The 14,947-nt window shown below is 69.4% G+C and carries 15 protein-coding genes; 7 read left to right on the top strand and 8 right to left on the bottom strand.

Features of this window, described 5'->3' with window-relative positions; all coding sequences use genetic code 11:
- Positions 1 to 117: 117 nt before the first annotated feature.
- Together ACLKM7_RS01735 and groL are read left to right on the top strand one after the other, a co-directional pair.
- Positions 118 to 321 (top strand): cold-shock protein, encoded by a 204-nt coding sequence (locus ACLKM7_RS01735; protein WP_168911050.1) that lies wholly within the window; start codon positions 118 to 120, stop codon positions 319 to 321.
- Between the two features lie 174 nt (positions 322 to 495).
- Entirely contained in the window at positions 496 to 2,118 is a 1,623-nt protein-coding gene (gene groL / locus ACLKM7_RS01730; protein WP_436445289.1) for a chaperonin GroEL, read from the top strand.
- A 76-nt stretch (positions 2,119 to 2,194) separates the two neighbouring features.
- Here groL and ACLKM7_RS01725 read toward each other — a convergent pair whose 3' ends face one another.
- The 4 genes from ACLKM7_RS01725 to ACLKM7_RS01710 all read right to left on the bottom strand — a co-directional run bounded on the left by ACLKM7_RS01725 (position 2,195) and on the right by ACLKM7_RS01710 (position 5,821).
- The gene (locus ACLKM7_RS01725) at positions 2,195 to 2,482 is read right to left on the bottom strand and encodes a WXG100 family type VII secretion target (RefSeq protein ID WP_168912027.1); all 288 of its coding nucleotides are present in this window, start codon (positions 2,480 to 2,482) and stop codon (positions 2,195 to 2,197) included.
- Positions 2,483 to 2,619: 137 nt separating this feature from the next.
- Complete coding sequence (locus tag ACLKM7_RS01720; protein ID WP_436445288.1) at positions 2,620 to 4,305, bottom strand: sensor histidine kinase; 1,686 nt, start codon at positions 4,303 to 4,305, stop codon at positions 2,620 to 2,622.
- Positions 4,306 to 4,408: 103 nt separating this feature from the next.
- A complete protein-coding gene (locus ACLKM7_RS01715) occupies positions 4,409 to 5,101 on the bottom strand; it encodes a response regulator transcription factor (RefSeq protein WP_168911048.1) in 693 nt (230 codons plus the stop codon).
- Between the two features lie 63 nt (positions 5,102 to 5,164).
- Entirely contained in the window at positions 5,165 to 5,821 is a 657-nt protein-coding gene (locus tag ACLKM7_RS01710) for a helix-turn-helix transcriptional regulator (protein WP_436445287.1), read from the bottom strand.
- Between the two features lie 84 nt (positions 5,822 to 5,905).
- Between ACLKM7_RS01710 and folE the strand changes: the two genes are divergently transcribed.
- From folE to ACLKM7_RS01690, 4 genes are read left to right on the top strand one after another with little or no spacing between them, the layout of a single operon-like run.
- A complete protein-coding gene (folE, locus tag ACLKM7_RS01705) occupies positions 5,906 to 6,508 on the top strand; it encodes a GTP cyclohydrolase I (protein ID WP_436445286.1) in 603 nt (200 codons plus the stop codon).
- A 22-nt stretch (positions 6,509 to 6,530) separates the two neighbouring features.
- Positions 6,531 to 7,751 (top strand): NAD(P)/FAD-dependent oxidoreductase, encoded by a 1,221-nt coding sequence (locus ACLKM7_RS01700; RefSeq protein ID WP_436445285.1) that lies wholly within the window; start codon positions 6,531 to 6,533, stop codon positions 7,749 to 7,751.
- On the top strand, positions 7,748 to 8,692 hold the full coding sequence (folP, locus tag ACLKM7_RS01695; protein ID WP_436445284.1) for a dihydropteroate synthase: 945 nt from the start codon (positions 7,748 to 7,750) through the stop codon (positions 8,690 to 8,692). Before ACLKM7_RS01700 ends, folP begins: the two co-directional genes overlap by 4 nt.
- Positions 8,692 to 9,399 (top strand): dihydrofolate reductase family protein, encoded by a 708-nt coding sequence (locus tag ACLKM7_RS01690; protein ID WP_436445283.1) that lies wholly within the window; start codon positions 8,692 to 8,694, stop codon positions 9,397 to 9,399. The genes folP and ACLKM7_RS01690 overlap by 1 nt, the downstream gene beginning before the upstream one ends.
- Positions 9,400 to 9,557: 158 nt before the next feature.
- Here the strand turns inward: ACLKM7_RS01690 and ACLKM7_RS01685 are convergent, their stop codons facing one another.
- On the bottom strand, positions 9,558 to 10,106 hold the full coding sequence (locus tag ACLKM7_RS01685) for a TetR/AcrR family transcriptional regulator (protein ID WP_436445282.1): 549 nt from the start codon (positions 10,104 to 10,106) through the stop codon (positions 9,558 to 9,560).
- 68 nt (positions 10,107 to 10,174) lie between these two features.
- Between ACLKM7_RS01685 and ACLKM7_RS01680 the strand changes: the two genes are divergently transcribed.
- Positions 10,175 to 11,077, top strand: coding sequence for an alpha/beta fold hydrolase (locus ACLKM7_RS01680; protein ID WP_436445281.1), 903 nt, complete (start codon positions 10,175 to 10,177; stop codon positions 11,075 to 11,077).
- Positions 11,078 to 11,147: 70 nt separating this feature from the next.
- Here the strand turns inward: ACLKM7_RS01680 and ACLKM7_RS01675 are convergent, their stop codons facing one another.
- From ACLKM7_RS01675 to ACLKM7_RS01665, 3 genes are read right to left on the bottom strand one after another with little or no spacing between them, the layout of a single operon-like run.
- Positions 11,148 to 12,815, bottom strand: coding sequence for a DNA repair helicase XPB (locus ACLKM7_RS01675; protein ID WP_436445280.1), 1,668 nt, complete (start codon positions 12,813 to 12,815; stop codon positions 11,148 to 11,150).
- Between the two features lie 51 nt (positions 12,816 to 12,866).
- A complete protein-coding gene (locus ACLKM7_RS01670; RefSeq protein WP_436445279.1) occupies positions 12,867 to 14,582 on the bottom strand; it encodes a helicase-associated domain-containing protein in 1,716 nt (571 codons plus the stop codon).
- Positions 14,583 to 14,586: 4 nt separating this feature from the next.
- The gene (locus ACLKM7_RS01665) at positions 14,587 to 14,853 is read right to left on the bottom strand and encodes a multidrug ABC transporter ATPase (RefSeq protein WP_436445278.1); all 267 of its coding nucleotides are present in this window, start codon (positions 14,851 to 14,853) and stop codon (positions 14,587 to 14,589) included.
- Positions 14,854 to 14,947 lie beyond the last annotated feature (94 nt).

Raw genomic sequence — 14,947 nt, 5'->3', positions numbered from 1 at the left:
GTTTCGAGCCGGTAAACAGTTGCGTTCGCTCATGTCAACAAGTGACGATCCGGGGTGGCGGCACTGTCGTGGATGCATACGATGAAGCCCAGTACCGCCGGCAACAGGAGATTTCGCATGACCCAGGGCACCGTCAAATGGTTCAACGCCGAGAAGGGATTCGGCTTCATCACCGTCGCCGACGGCCAGGACGTCTTCGTCCACTACTCGAACATCGACATGACCGGATTCCGCGTCCTCGAAGAGGGCCAGACGGTCGAGTTCACCGTCGGCAGCGGTCAGAAGGGCCCCCAGGCCGAGGCGGTCCGCGTCGTCGCTTGACCACGCCCAGCCGCGATCACACGAAACGGGATGCCGGGAGGCATCCCGTTTCTTCGCGTTTCGGAACCGGTCCGGCGGCTTGCACTCGATAGGTGCGAGTGCCAGAATGATTTAGCACTCGTGATTGTGGAGTGCTAATACCCAAAGCCTACGTTCCGGAGGGACGACACACACATGGCAAAGATCATCGCTTTCGACGAGGAGGCCCGCCGTGGTCTCGAGCGCGGCCTCAACATCCTGGCCGACGCCGTCAAGGTGACGCTCGGCCCGCGCGGTCGCAACGTCGTGCTTGAGAAGAAGTGGGGCGCCCCCACGATCACGAACGACGGCGTCTCGATCGCCAAGGAGATCGAACTCGACGACCCGTACGAGAAGATCGGCGCGGAGCTCGTCAAGGAGGTCGCCAAGAAGACCGACGACGTCGCCGGTGACGGCACCACCACCGCGACCGTGCTCGCCCAGGCGCTCGTGCGCGAGGGCCTGCGCAACGTCGCGGCCGGCGCCGACCCCATCTCGCTCAAGAAGGGCATCGAGAAGGCCGTCGCGGCCATCACCGCTGAGCTTCTGTCCAGCGCCAAGGAGGTCGAGTCCAAGGAGCAGATCGCTGCGACCGCCTCGATCTCGGCCGCTGACCCCGAGATCGGCGCGCTCATCGCCGAGGCCATCGACAAGGTGGGCAAGGAAGGCGTCGTCACCGTCGAGGAGTCGCAGACCTTCGGCACCGAGCTCGAGCTCACCGAGGGCATGCGTTTCGACAAGGGCTACATCAACCCTTACTTCGTCACCGACCCGGAGCGCCAGGAGGCGGTCTTCGAGGACGCCTACATCCTCATCGCGAACCAGAAGATCTCGAACATCAAGGACCTTCTGCCCATCGTCGACAAGGTGATCCAGGACGGCAAGGAGCTCGTCATCATCGCCGAGGACGTCGAGGGCGAAGCGCTCGCGACCCTGGTGCTGAACAAGATCCGCGGCATCTTCAAGTCGGTCGCCGTCAAGGCTCCCGGCTTCGGTGACCGCCGCAAGGCGCAGCTGCAGGACATCGCGATCCTCACGGGTGGCCAGGTCATCACCGAGGAGGTCGGTCTCAAGCTCGAGAACGCCACCCTCGACCTGCTCGGCCGTGCGCGCAAGGTCATCGTCACCAAGGACGAGACCACGATCGTCGAGGGTGCCGGCGACGCCGCTGCCATCGAGGGTCGCGTCACCCAGATCCGTCGCGAGATCGACAACACCGACAGCGACTACGACCGCGAGAAGCTCCAGGAGCGCCTCGCCAAGCTCGCCGGCGGCGTGGCCGTCATCAAGGCGGGTGCGGCGACCGAGGTCGAGCTCAAGGAGCGCAAGCACCGCATCGAGGACGCCGTCCGCAACGCGAAGGCAGCCGTCGAGGAGGGCATCGTCCCCGGTGGTGGCGTCGCGCTCATCCAGGCCGGCAAGGTCGCGTTCGAGGGCCTCGAGCTCACGGGCGACGAGGCGACCGGTGCGAACATCGTTCGCGTCGCGATCGAGGCGCCGCTCAAGCAGATCGCTCTGAACGCCGGCCTCGAGCCGGGTGTCGTGGCGAACAAGGTCGCAGAGCTCGAGCCCGGCTTCGGTCTCAACGCCGCGACCGGCGAGTACGGTGACCTGTTCGCACAGGGCATCATCGACCCGGCCAAGGTGACCCGCTCGGCCCTGCAGAACGCCGCGTCGATCGCCGCGCTGTTCCTCACGACCGAGGCCGTCGTCGCCGACAAGCCCGAGAAGGCTTCGGCTCCGGCCGGCGGCGACCCGACCGGTGGCATGGACTTCTGATCCAGAAGCCGTCTCGCGTCTAGCGTCATAACGATGGGCCCCTCCTTCGGGAGGGGCCCATCGTCGTTGCACGGTGTCAGCGGAAGAGGCTCGTCGTCGACAGCTCGGTGTCGGCGTACTGACGGCCTGCTGCCGCCAGCGCAGCGCTGATGCCGGTGAGCGACTCCTCGACCTGGCGCTGCGTGGCGCGCCACTGGTCGACGACGCCGTGGAAGGCGATCGACGCCGAGCCGGTCCACGACGACTGCAGCTGGGTGAGCTGCGCCATCATCGCGTTGGACTCGGCCTGCAGCCGCTCGATCGTGCCGCGCACGGTCGCGGTGCCGGCGAGGACGGCGTCGCTGTCGACGGAGAAGACGGCCATGATGCTCCCTTCGAAGGGCGGGACGGATGCCGCGCCTCCTTCGCCTGCCAGGCTAGGAGCCGGAGGCAGCGCATCGCCGTGAGTGGGGCGAAGCTGTGGAGATGGCCGCGCAGAGTGTGCCTGGGGAGGAGCCGGCCTCAGTCCGGGGCGCCGGGATCTGCGGGCCGGGGGCGGGCGAGTGGCTGCGTCTGGATGTCGAGGTGCTCGGCAGCATCCCGAGGGTCCGCAAGCGGGAACGACACGCGGAAGGTCGCGCCGCCCCCCGGGGTATCGACGACGTCGACCGAGCCGTGCAGCGCTTCCACGATGGACGCGACGATCGACAGGCCGAGACCGGATCCGCCGGTCTCTCGCGTGCGCGATGTGTCAGCCCGCCAGAAGCGCTGGAAGATCTTCTCCTTGATCTGATCGGGCACACCTTCGCCGTGGTCGACGACCTCGATCCATCCCATGCGGGCGGTGTGATCGACACCGACCCGCAGCTCGATCGGCGAGTCGTCCGCCGTGAACCGGCGGGCATTGCCGAGCAGATTCGTGACGATCTGACGGATGCGGTTCTCGTCGCCGAGCACGATGGGCTGAAGCTGTGGCGCAGCTGGTCCGCCGTGCAGTGTCGGCAGCACGGTGGGCAGGGTGTCGGCGCTCACGCCGTTGGCCTCCGTGGCCGGCAACGGCTTGGGCCGGCGCCGAAGCAGCGACAGGGTCGCGCCGGCACGGGCGATGGCCGAGGTGGATCCGGTGCGGCGCTTCGCTTCGGGCTCGTCGACATCGATCGGTGCCGTGGGCAGAGCCGCGCCGTCGGTCGTGTCGATGACCGCGACGGGCCGCATAGGCGAGGCGGCGCGCACGTCGAGCGCGGCATCCCGGGCGATCGGGCGGAGGTCGACGGGGGCGATGACGACGTCGCGCTTCTCGTCCAGGCGTGCCAGGGCGAGCAGGTCCTCGACGAGGAGACCCATGCGGATCGCCTCCTTCTCGATGCGATCCATCGACTGCGCGACGTCCTCGTCGCCGCGCACGGCGCCCATCCGGTACAGCTCGGCGTACCCGCGCACGGTCACCAGGGGTGTACGCAGTTCGTGGCTGGCGTCGCCGATGAAACGGCGCATCTGCCGCACCGTCGCGTCGCGCTGCGAGATCGCGGCGTCGACGTGGTTCAGCATCGCGTTGATGGCCGTCTTGAGCCGGCCCACCTCGGTGGTGGTCGGCTCGATGTCGGTCATGCGCTGGCTGAGATCCCCGGCCGCGATCGCGTCGGCGGTCGATTCCACCTGGCCGAGGCTGCGGAATGTCAGTGTGACGAGTCCGCGCGTCGCCACCGCGCCGGCGAGGAGGATGAGGATGGGCAGGATCCCGTAGATGCCGATGTACTGTGCGACGATCTGGTTCGTCGGTCCGAGCGGGATGGCGACGAGCTGGATGTAGTAGCCCGTGATGTCGTCGACCGGATACAGGTCGGTGCTGGCGAGGTACGACGACCCGGTTTCGGCATTCTTTAGCGGGAACGGGGTGACCCCTCGGATGGTCGCCTCCTCCACAGTGACGACCTCGGGGAAATCGGGCGGTGGTCCGCCGCTTCCGCCCGCACTCGCGATGAACGAGCCATCGGGGCCGTAGATCGCAACGAAATAGGTCGATGAGGGCACATCGGGCTTCTTCGTGAAGCGGGCGCCGTCGGCTGTCACCTCGATGTCGAACAGACCGGTTGCGACATCCGTCGACGCCAGCTGCTGGACCTGCTCGTCCACGCTTGTCACCAGGGCGTTCCGCAGGAATACCGCGGTGCCGAAGCCGGCGGCGATCAGGCCGAGCGCCAGGAGCACGACAGTGACCCCGGTGACCTTCGCGCGCAGGCTCGTGCCGCGCCACCACCGGGTGACCGCGTCGGGCTTGTGCGCCAGGTCGCCCCCTTCGAATGCCGCCGGGTCAGGCGGTCTTGCCGGCCTTCAGCATGTAGCCGAAGCCGCGCTTGGTCTGGATGAGCGGTTCGGTCGAGTGCGGGTCGATCTTGCGACGCAGATAAGAGATGTAGCTCTCGACGATGCCGGCATCGCCGTTGAAGTCGTACTCCCACACATGGTCGAGGATCTGCGCCTTCGACAGCACGCGGTTCGGGTTGAGCATCAGGTAGCGGAGCAGCTTGAACTCGGTGGGACTGAGGTCGATCGAGACCTCGCCCACCTGGACGTCGTGGGTGTCCTGATCCATCGTCAGCTCGCCGGCGCGGATCACCGACTCCTCGTCGGCCTGCATGGTGCGCCGCAGGATCGCCTGGATGCGCGCGACGATCTCGTCGAGGCTGAACGGCTTGGTGACGTAGTCGTCACCACCGGCGTTGAGACCGGCGATCTTGTCTTCGGTCTCATCCTTGGCGGTGAGAAAAAGGATGGGGGCGGTGTAGCCGGCGCCCCGCAGTCGCTTGGTGACGCTGAACCCGTTCATGTCGGGGAGCATGACGTCGAGGATGATGAGATCCGGCTCCTCCTCCAGGACAGCCGAGATCGTCTGGGCTCCGTTGGAGACGGCCCGGACCTGGAACCCGGCGAATCGCAGGCTGGTGATCAGCAGATCGCGGATGTTCGGTTCGTCGTCCACGACGAGGATGCGCGGTGCGGTCATGGGCCCATTATGTCGGCGTAACCGCCGGGCTCGCTGGATATCGGCGACACGGGAGGCAAATCGTCAGGACGACGAGGAACGCACTTCGACGCAGCAGCGCCCCGCCGCAGGGGCGAGAACGGCGGTGCGATCATCGCCCGTCGCGGCGGCGAGACCTCGGACGAGTTCGACGTTGGCGCCGCAGATGAGCGCCGTGTGGCGCCTGGCCAGGGCGTGGAACGGGCAGTTCTCCAGGACGAGGTCGCCGGTCCCCGCGTCCCTGGGCTCGTAGCCGCACGCGGTGAGCGCCGACTCGAGGTCGGGCCGGGTGGCGCCGATCGCCGAGCCGGCAGCGAAGGCCTCGGTGGCCAGCGCATCGCGGATGGGCACGCCGTCCGCATCGGCGCGGTCGGCGGCGCCGGCGAGCACATCGCCGACGAGTTCGTAGTGGCGCTCCGGAACGGTGAGCGCGAGCTCGCTCTCGGTGGCGAGATAGAGCTTGGCGGGACGGCCGGCGCCTGGTCCGGTGCGCCCACTGCGGCGTTCGTACGAGACGGCGAGGAGTCCGGCATCCGCCAGCCGATCCAGGTGGAAGGCCGCGGTGGTGCGGGGGATGCCGAGGGCCTCGGCGGCCTCGTCCCGGCCGATGGCATGGTCGGCGGCGAGACGGTACAGCTCACGACGGATCGGGTCTGCCAGCGCGGCCAGCGCGCCGGCGCCTTGGGGGACCAATGCGCTCACGGGGGGAGTCTAACTCTAAAAACAAACATGTTGACAAAAGATTGGATCAGATCTAGCGTCGGGGCCAGGACGAAGGGGGATGCGATGGCGATCACTGCCGGGGCAGCACCGCTTCATGCGGTGCCCGACGACGCGGCGTTCGACCGTGATCGGGCGATGAACGCGGTGGCCGATCTGCTGATCGCCCTCGGGCGCGATCTCGACGACGAGGACCTCGCCGACACGCCGCGACGCGTGGCAGACGGGTTCATCGAGATGCTCTCCCCGGTGCCCTTCGAGATGACGACCTTTCCGAACGACGACGGCTATGACGAACCCGTGCTGGTCCGTGGAATCTCGTTCGCCTCGCTCTGTCGGCACCACTTGCTGCCGTTCCGGGGCACGGCGACGATCGGTTATCTTCCGGGCGCACGGCTGGTCGGACTGTCGAAGCTCGCGCGTGTCGTCGACTACCACGCGCGCGGCTTGCAGGTGCAGGAGTCCCTCACCGCACAGATCGCCCTCACGCTCCAGTCGACGCTGGCGCCGCGCGCAGTCGGCGTCATAATCGAAGCCGAGCATCTGTGCATGTCGGTGCGCGGCATCCGCTCCGAAGGCGCCACCACCGTCACGACGGCGTTCCGCGGCGAGTTCGCGGGCGATCCTGCGGCGCAGGCGCGCTTCGCGTCTGCGGCGCCTTCGGCCTGAGGTTCACTCGAGAGGAGTCGTCATGACGCACATGCTGATCATCGGGGGCGGTCTCGCCGGCGGCACCGCCGCCGAGGCGCTGCGAGAGAACGGGCACGACGGCGAGATCACGATCGTCGCCGCCGAGCCCTACCCGCCGTACCAGCGCCCGCCGCTGTCGAAGGGATTCCTGGCGGGCAAGGAAGGGACGGATGCCGCGATCCTGCACGAGCCGCAGTGGTACGACGAGCGCGGCATCGCGTTGCGCACCTCGACGTCGGTGACGGCGCTCGACGCGTCGGCGCGGCGCGCGACGCTCTCGGACGGAACGGACCTGGCCTACGACGCCGTGCTGCTCGCGACGGGCGCGCAGCCGCGGTCGCTGCCCCTGCCCGGCGCCGACCTGGATGGCGTCGTCATGCTGCGACGACTCGATCAGTCCGAGGCGCTGCGTTCCGCCCTCCGCGAGGGCGGCCGCCGTCTGGTCGTGATCGGGGCGGGATGGATCGGCATGGAGGTCGCGGCGACCGCGCGAGAGCTCGGCAACGAGGTGACGGTGCTCGAGCGCGATCCCGTCCCGCTCGCCGCGGCGCTCGGATCCGACATGGGCGCGGTGTTCGCCTCGCTGCACCGCGACCACGGGGTCGATCTGCGCACATCGATCGGCATCGAGCGGATCACCGGGACGCAGCAGGCCGATGGAGTGGTTGCCGGCGGCGAGACGTTCGCCGCCGACCTCGTGCTGATCGGCGTGGGCGCGACCCCCGACACGGCGCTCGCCGAGCAAGCGGGCCTGCGGATCCTCAACGGCGTGCTGACCGATTCGGCGCTGCGCACGAGCGCGCCCGATGTCTACGCCGCCGGTGACGTGGCGAACGCCTTCCACCCGGTGCTGCAGCGTCACCTGCGCAGCGAACACTGGGCGAACGCGCTCGGTGCCGGCAAGATCGCCGCGAGGTCGATGCTGGGCATGTCCGCCTCATTCGACGACATCCCCTACTTCTATACCGATCAGTACGATCTGGGCATGGAGCTGTCGGGCTACGCCCCGCTGATGGCGGATGCCGAGGTGGTCGTGCGCGGAGATCTCGATGCTCGCGAGTTCATCGCGTTCTGGGTCGACCATGATCGCGTCGTGGCAGGCATGAACGTCAACGTGTGGGACGTCAACGAGACGGTGCAGGAGCTCATCCGCTCCGGCGCGCGGGTGGGCGCCGACCGGCTCGCCGATGCCGACGTGCCCTTGGAGAGTCTGCTCCCGTGACGGCAGGAGGGCTGGTCTCGACATCCGCGAGGCCGCTGGTCCCGGGGGAAGCGGTGCCGGAGGAGGCACCGCTGCTGCTGGATCTGCCGGGCGGCGCCCTGGACCTCACCCGTCATGTTGCGGTGATGGCGATCGTGAACCGCACTCCTGACTCGTTCTACGACCGCGGCGCCACCTTCGCGCTCGATGCGGCGGTGGCCGCGGGGCTGGCCGCTGTCGAGGCCGGCGCCGAGATCGTCGACGTCGGTGGTGTGAAGTTCGCTCCGGGGCCGCCGGTGCCCGTCCACGACGAGCTCGCCCGTGTCGTCCCGGTGGTGCGCGAACTGGCGCCTTTCGTGCGCGTGAGCGTCGACACGTTCCAGCCCGAGGTGGCGCGCGCCGCGATCGAGGCCGGCGCCGCGATGGTGAACGACACCACGGGGCTGCGCGATCCTCGCATGGCGGAGGTCGTCGCAGCCGGCGGTGCGGGTATCGTGATCGCCCACAGCCTCGCCGAGCCGCGCACCCGGCATCCGCTCCCGCGATACGACGACGTGGTCGGGGATGTCGGTGCCTTCCTCGCGCGCCGCCGCGATGTCGCCCGTGAGCACGGCGTGCCCGATTCGCGCATCGTGCTCGACCCCGGGCACGACCTCAACAAGAGCACACGGCAGACGCTGGAGCTCACGCGGGGACTCGCCGAACTGACCACGTTGGGCTCGCCGCTGCTGGTGGCGCTGTCGAACAAGGACTTCGTCGGCGAGAGCCTCGGCCGCGAGCGCGACGACCGCGTAGCAGGCTCGCTCGCCGCCGCCGTCTTCTGTGTGCTGCGGGGCGCGCGCATCGTGCGCGCCCACAACGTGCGCGAGACCGTCGATGCGATGCGCATGGTCGAGTCGATCCTCGGCTGGCGCCAGCCCGCCTATGAATGGCACAACGCCCGTCCCGAAGGGAACGACTGATGCCGAGCCGCGACGAGCTGTTCGCCGCGTACGCGCTGCCCGACCGCGACCGCACCCGCGTGCGGATGAACTTCGTCGAGAGCGCCGACGGGGCGGTGACGCTCCGAGGGCTGAGCGGCGGGCTCGGCGGCGACACGGACCGTTCGGCGATGCAGGTGCTGCGCACGATGGCTGACGTCGTGCTCGTCGGAGCCGGTACCGTCCGCGCCGAGGGCTACGGCGACATCCGCGTGGGCGACGACGACGTCGCGTGGCGGCGTGAGCACGGGCTCGACGACCAGCCCGCGCTCGCGATCGTGAGCGGCGGCCTGCGGCTCGAGCCCGGCGACTCCGTCTTCGCCGACGCGGTGGGTCGGCCGGTGGTGGTGACGACGGATGCCTCGGCCAGGGCACGTGGCGGAGTCTTCGGCGCTGTGGCCGAGGTGCTGGCCGCGGGCACCGAGTCCGTGGATTTCTCCGCGATGCTCGACGCCTTCACGCGCCGGGGGTGGACGCAGGTGCTGTGCGAGGGCGGACCGCACCTGTTCGGCTCGATGCTGGACGCCGGACTCGTCGACGAGGTGTGCGTCACGGTGGCTCCACGATTCGTCGGGGGAGCGGCCGGTCGCATCGTGCAGGGCGCGCGCGAGTCGGACCGTCGGTTCGCGCTGGCCGGCGTCATCATCGACGACGAGGGCTTCGCGCTCCTCCGCTACGTCGCTTCCTGACCCGTCGTCCGCCTTGTCACCGCACGCCGACGACCCGCACGCGTGCGGAAACACCAGTCGGTGACGACGACACGCCGTGGGCGTTCGACAGAAGCCAGCGTGTCTTGTTACCGGCTGGTGTTTTGGCACGTGAGTAGCGGGGTGAACGCGTCGCCGCGTCAGGCTGCGAGGCAGCCGCGAACGGCGACGGCAACGCTCTCGCGCACCGGCGCGCCGGGGTCGACGCTCAGCCGGTGCAGGACGATGCCGTCGCTGAACGCCATGAAGGCGTGCACGGCGGTGTCGGGATGCTTCGCCCCCAGCGCGACGAGCAGGCTCCTGGACCAGGCAGCCATGCCCTCTCGCCGAGCATGCAGCGGTGCGAACAGGTCGGGGTCGGATGCCGCTTCGAGGAAGAGCGCGTAGCGCGCGCGGGTGCGCACGGCGTAGGGGCCGGTCAGCAGCTCGATCGCCGAGCTGTAGATGTCGATGAAGCCCTCCAGGTCGTCGAACTGCCGGGCGAGGATCGCGCCGAGATCGCGGGTCTCCTGATCGGCGATCCACTGTGTCACGCCTGACAGCAACGCAGCGCGTGTTCGGAAGTGGTTCGAGGTCGAGCCGCGGGGGAGCCCGGCCTGGGTGTCGACGCGGGAGTGAGTGAGGGCCCGGATGCCCTGCGTCCCCACGAGCTCGACCGCCGCTTCGAGGGCGCGTTCGCGGGTCGTCACGCAGTGAGCCTAGCAGTGGCACTATATTTGTAGTGACAGGTCACTACGATCGTAGTACGATCGCGATCATGGACGCGTCGACACCCCGCTTGGACCCGACCGCGAAGGCCTGGTCGCCGCCTCTTCCGCAAGCCCCCGGCTTCGAGCATCTCGTCGTCGAGACCTCAGGCGTACGCCGCCACGTCGCCACCATCGGTGCCGGTGAGCCGGTCATGCTGCTGCACGGCTTTCCCGGTCACTGGTGGCAATGGCATGCGATCGCCCCCGTGCTCGCCGAGCACGGCTACCGCGCGATCTGCCCCGATCTGCGAGGGTCCGGCTGGACCGAGTCCGACGATCCCGCCTTCCACCGTGAGACGCAATTGAGCGACGTGCTTGCGGTGCTTGACGGTCTGGGCATCGAGCGTGCGCACGTGATCGCGCACGACATGGGTGCGATCTCAGCCATGCAGCTGTCGTATGGCCACCCCCACCGGATTCGTGCTGTGGTGCAGCTCGCCGTCCCGCCAGGGTTCATGGAGTTCAGCCCGAGGCTCATCCCGGCCTTCCGTCATATGCCGAAGCTGCTCCTGCACCGTCCGCCGGCCTCCGTCGGGTATCTGTTCAACCCGGCGTACCAGCACCGGCCGTTCACGGACGATGAGACCGCCGCATACCTCGCGCCGGAGCAGCGCCCGGAAGTGCTCGCCTCAGTCCATCGGATGTACCGCGGCATGGTGGTTCCGGCGGCGATGCAGATGATGCGCGGCGACTTCAAGCGCGCACGGCTGCAGCCGCCCACCCTCTTCGTGTTCGGGCGTGAGGACTCGACGTTCACCGAGGATGTCGTGCGCAGGATCAGCCGCAACCACGAGCGACGTGCGGTCCGCGTCGAGTTCGCGTTCGTCGACAAGGCCTCGCACTTCATCCCGGAGGACGCCCCCGCGGCTGTGGCCGAGCTCGCGCTCGATTGGTTCCGCCAGGCGGGATGACGCGGAGACCGTCCGGGGCTGAGCGCTCCTCCGTCCAGGAGCGGGTCGCCCCCGCGACATCCGTCAGGGCTCAGGCGGCGAGCGAGTGCGCGTCCAGGATCGTGTAGGCGTAGCCCTGCTCGGCGAGGAACCGCTGGCGGTTCTGCGCGAAGTCCTGGTCCACGGTGTCGCGGGCGATGAGCGTGTAGAAGCTGGCCGTGTTGCCGGACTTCTTCGGACGAAGCAGGCGTCCGAGTCGCTGGGCCTCTTCCTGCCGCGAGCCGAACGATCCCGAGACCTGGATGGCGACGGATGCCTCGGGCAGGTCGATCGAGAAGTTCGCGACCTTCGACACCACGAGCACCGAGATCTCGCCGACGCGGAACGCCTGGTACAGCTCCTCCCGCTCGTCCACCGGCGTCTGGCCGGTGATCTTCGGAGCGTTCAAGGCGTCGGCGAGCACATCGATCTGGTCGAGGTACTGCCCAATGATGAGGATGCGCTCGCCCTCGTGCCGCTCCACGAGCTGACGGACGACGTCGATCTTGGCGGGAGCGGTCGCGGCGAGGCGGTAGCGCTCGTCGTCAGCCGCGGCGGCGTACTCGAGCCGGTCGCCCGCGGGCAGATCCACGCGCACCTCGTAGCAGACGGCGGGCGAGATGAACCCCTGGGCCTCGATCTCCTTCCACGGCGCGTCGAAGCGCTTGGGGCCGATGAGGCTGAACACGTCGCCTTCGCGGCCGTCCTCGCGGACCAGGGTGGCCGTCAGGCCCAGTCGGCGACGCGCCTGCAGATCCGCGGTCAGTTTGAACACCGGCGCCGGCAGCAGGTGGACCTCGTCGTACACGATGAGGCCCCAGTCCAGGGCGTCCAGCAGCGCCAGGTGGGCGTACTCGCCCTTCCTCTTGGCCGTGAGGATCTGGTAGGTCGCAATGGTGACCGGCTTGATCTCCTTCGCCTGACCGGAGTACTCGCCGATCTCTTCGGGCGTCAGCGAGGTGCGACGCAGCAGCTCGTCGCGCCACTGCCGCGCGCTCACCGTGTTGGTCACGAGGATAAGGGTCGTCGTCTTGGTCTCGGCCATGGCCGCCGCTCCCACGAGCGTCTTGCCGGCGCCGCACGGGAGCACGACGACACCCGAGCCGCCCTCCGTGAAGATGTCGACGGCCTGTCGCTGGTAGGGGCGCAGCGTCCATTCGGCCCCCTCGCCCTCGTCGGCGAGAGCGATCGGATGCGGTGTGCCGGGGGTGTAGCCCGCGAGGTCTTCGGCTGGCCAGCCGATCTTGAGCAGCTCCTGCTTGATGTGGCCGCGGGCCCACGCGTCGACCACGAACGTGTCGGGCGACGGGTGGCCGATCAGCAGGGGCTGGATGCGCTTGTTCTTCGAGACCTCGGCCAGCACCGCGGCATCCGTCGATTTCAGGATCAGCTCGCCCTCGCCGCCGTCCTCGACGCGGTTGCGGTCGATGACGAGGCGTCCGTAACGGCCGACGGTCTCGGAGATGTCGATCGACACCGACGGCGGAACGGGGAAGCGCGACCACCGCTCGAGGGTGGCGAGCATGTCCTCGGCGTCGTGTCCGGCGGCGCGCGCGTTCCACAGGCCCAGCCGTGTGATGCGGTAGGTGTGGATGTGCTCGGGCGCCCGCTCGAGTTCGGCGAAGATCGCCAGTTCGTGCCGGGCGCTCTCAGCGTCGGGGTGTGCGACTTCGAGCAGCACGGTGCGATCGCTCTGGACGATGAGGGGGCCGTCAGCCATAACGTGCCAGTCTACCCGGGCGCCGGGTGACGGGCGTCTGCGGGGCCGCGATCAGGGCGCCCTCACGCTCACGATGCTCGAGACGGGGAGCGTGCGCTCGATGTCGGCGGCGCGATCGCGGCCGCGCAACCTGCCGCCGCCGAGCCCGGATGCCTCGAGCGTCAGCGATCGCTCCGATCCGTCGGGCATGCGCACGACGACGACGATCTCGGCGCGGCCGCGGACGGCCTGCTCCAGCTCGCGCTCGAGCCAGCCGGTCTCTCCTTCGGTGCCGTGCCCGCCGCGCAGGGTCGCGATGAGCCGCGCGTAAGTCTGCAGGGGAGTGGCGCGCGGCTCGACCGGTGCGACCGTGGCTCGTCGATGCACCGACTCGGGGGCGCCCGAAGCGTCGAGCGCGACGACGGGGTAGCGGGCGTCGGCGAGAGTCCAATACACGGCGTCGCGCGCAACCCTCGAGGTCAGGCCGTCGCTCGTCTCGATGAGCCCGAGCGGACGCAGCGCCTGGTCGACGGCGATCGCGGCCAGCAACGCACGGTCGGGGCTATCGACGCGCGTGCGTCCCAGCTCCTCGTCGCCGCGCACCCGAACCAGGCCGTGACGGGCGGCGGTGCTCTCGATGAGGTAGTCGAGGGGCTGGGGGATGCCTGTCAGCGACAGTGCCGCCAGGAACTGCCGGATCGACTCGGCCGTCTCGCCGTCGGTCATGCCCGCCCCGAGCGACTCGGCCGTGAACCGGTAGGTCGACGCCTGCGCACGGGATTCGCGCAGCGCCAGCGAGCGCAGACGCAGATCGAGCGCGGGGGCGAGCGGCCCCGGGGCGATGGCGGTCAGATCGGCCTGCAGATAGACGCGATCGATCTCGGAGGGCAGATGCGAGGCCAAGGCTGCGGCATCCGTCGGCGCGCCTGTGCGCAGCGCCTGCGTCCACGGGAACTCCTCGCTGTCCGCAGCCAGCAAGCCCCAGCGGGCGCCGACCCGGTGCAGACGCTCGGACTCGGCCGGCCACACGGGGTCGAGGGGGTAGGCCGACGACCATGAACCGGGGGCCACGAAGCCGCCGTCGGGGGTGCGCAGGCCCTGCGGCAGGCCCGCCCGGAACCCCTCGGCGATCTGCGCCCACCGTTCCGGCGTAGGTGTCTCCAGCCACCGTTCTCCGGTCGCGGTCACCGCCCAGTCCCGCTCGCGCGCCACGGCGAGGCCGGCCGCGGCAGCGGACGCGAGCAGATCGTCGAGGTCTTCGGGTGCGGCGATCGCTCCGGCATCCGCCAGCCGCCGTCGATCCGCGGCGCTGACCGCGCCTGCGCCGGTGCGTGCCAGCGGTGCGTGCAGGCAGGCCAGCAGCACATCGGCGAGTGCTCCCGCCGTCGTGAACGCGCGTTCCGCCGCGGCGGCGACCGCCCGGGCGTCCGCGACGGCCGGCACATCCTCGTGCCGGGCGGGTGTGAACGCCTCGGGGTGTGCGGCCGCGGCGGCCTCGACCCGCGTCGTCACCGGAGAGAAGGCGCGTCCGGCGTCGTCGGCGAGAGCCAGCCGGGCTGCGTGCCCGCCGGCGACGGATCCACGGGATGCCAGGGCGATCAGTTCGCCACGGTCCAGGCGCGTCAGTGCCCGGTCGACGGATGCCGGCTCGAGCAGACCCTCGGCCGCGTCGAAGAAGTCGTGCCACCCGATCGACGGCGAGACGCCGCGTGCGGCCAGCGCCTCAGCGAGCACGCCGTCGTCGCGAGCCGCGAGCCAGGTCGCGAGAGCGCGCGCATCGGAGGCCACGTCGTCAGCTCCCTCCGTTGGCCCGAGCCCTCCGCACGAAGCTCATGATGAGCACGGCCAGCAGCAGCGCGAACGCCACGATCGGCGCGACGTACACCAGAACGCCGACCAGCGGCCAGATCCCTGAGCTGAAGTCCGCGCCCGCGGACGAGCCGATCATGATCGCGAAGAAGCTGATGATCGACAGCACGAGCAGTCCGAGCGACATGAACGCAAGAATGCGGTCGATGCGGCGGATCGGAACGTCCTCGCCCGGAGACTTCGTGCTCATCCGCTCCAGCCTAACCGTTCGCTCCCGCCCCGGATGCCCCGGCTCCCGGGGAAGGGGCATACGGGTAGGCTGGACGGGTGGGGATCGCAGGGTT

The sequence above is a fragment of the Microbacterium sp. I2 genome (assembly GCF_051364985.1).
GTDB lineage: Bacteria > Actinomycetota > Actinomycetes > Actinomycetales > Microbacteriaceae > Microbacterium.
The sequence above is the reverse complement of the archived record's forward strand: the minus strand, read 5'-3'. Positions and strand labels throughout refer to the sequence as shown.

Coding starts and splice junctions, on each gene's coding strand:
- ACLKM7_RS01735 (WP_168911050.1), top strand. CDS start 118: ATGACCCAGGGCACCGTCAAATGGTTCAACGCCGAGAAGGGATTCGGC.
- groL (WP_436445289.1), top strand. CDS start 496: ATGGCAAAGATCATCGCTTTCGACGAGGAGGCCCGCCGTGGTCTCGAG.
- ACLKM7_RS01725 (WP_168912027.1), bottom strand. CDS start 2,482: ATGGCCGTCTTCTCCGTCGACAGCGACGCCGTCCTCGCCGGCACCGCG.
- ACLKM7_RS01715 (WP_168911048.1), bottom strand. CDS start 5,101: ATGACCGCACCGCGCATCCTCGTCGTGGACGACGAACCGAACATCCGC.
- folE (WP_436445286.1), top strand. CDS start 5,906: ATGGCGATCACTGCCGGGGCAGCACCGCTTCATGCGGTGCCCGACGAC.
- ACLKM7_RS01700 (WP_436445285.1), top strand. CDS start 6,531: ATGACGCACATGCTGATCATCGGGGGCGGTCTCGCCGGCGGCACCGCC.
- ACLKM7_RS01690 (WP_436445283.1), top strand. CDS start 8,692: ATGCCGAGCCGCGACGAGCTGTTCGCCGCGTACGCGCTGCCCGACCGC.
- ACLKM7_RS01680 (WP_436445281.1), top strand. CDS start 10,175: ATGGACGCGTCGACACCCCGCTTGGACCCGACCGCGAAGGCCTGGTCG.
- ACLKM7_RS01675 (WP_436445280.1), bottom strand. CDS start 12,815: ATGGCTGACGGCCCCCTCATCGTCCAGAGCGATCGCACCGTGCTGCTC.
- ACLKM7_RS01665 (WP_436445278.1), bottom strand. CDS start 14,853: ATGAGCACGAAGTCTCCGGGCGAGGACGTTCCGATCCGCCGCATCGAC.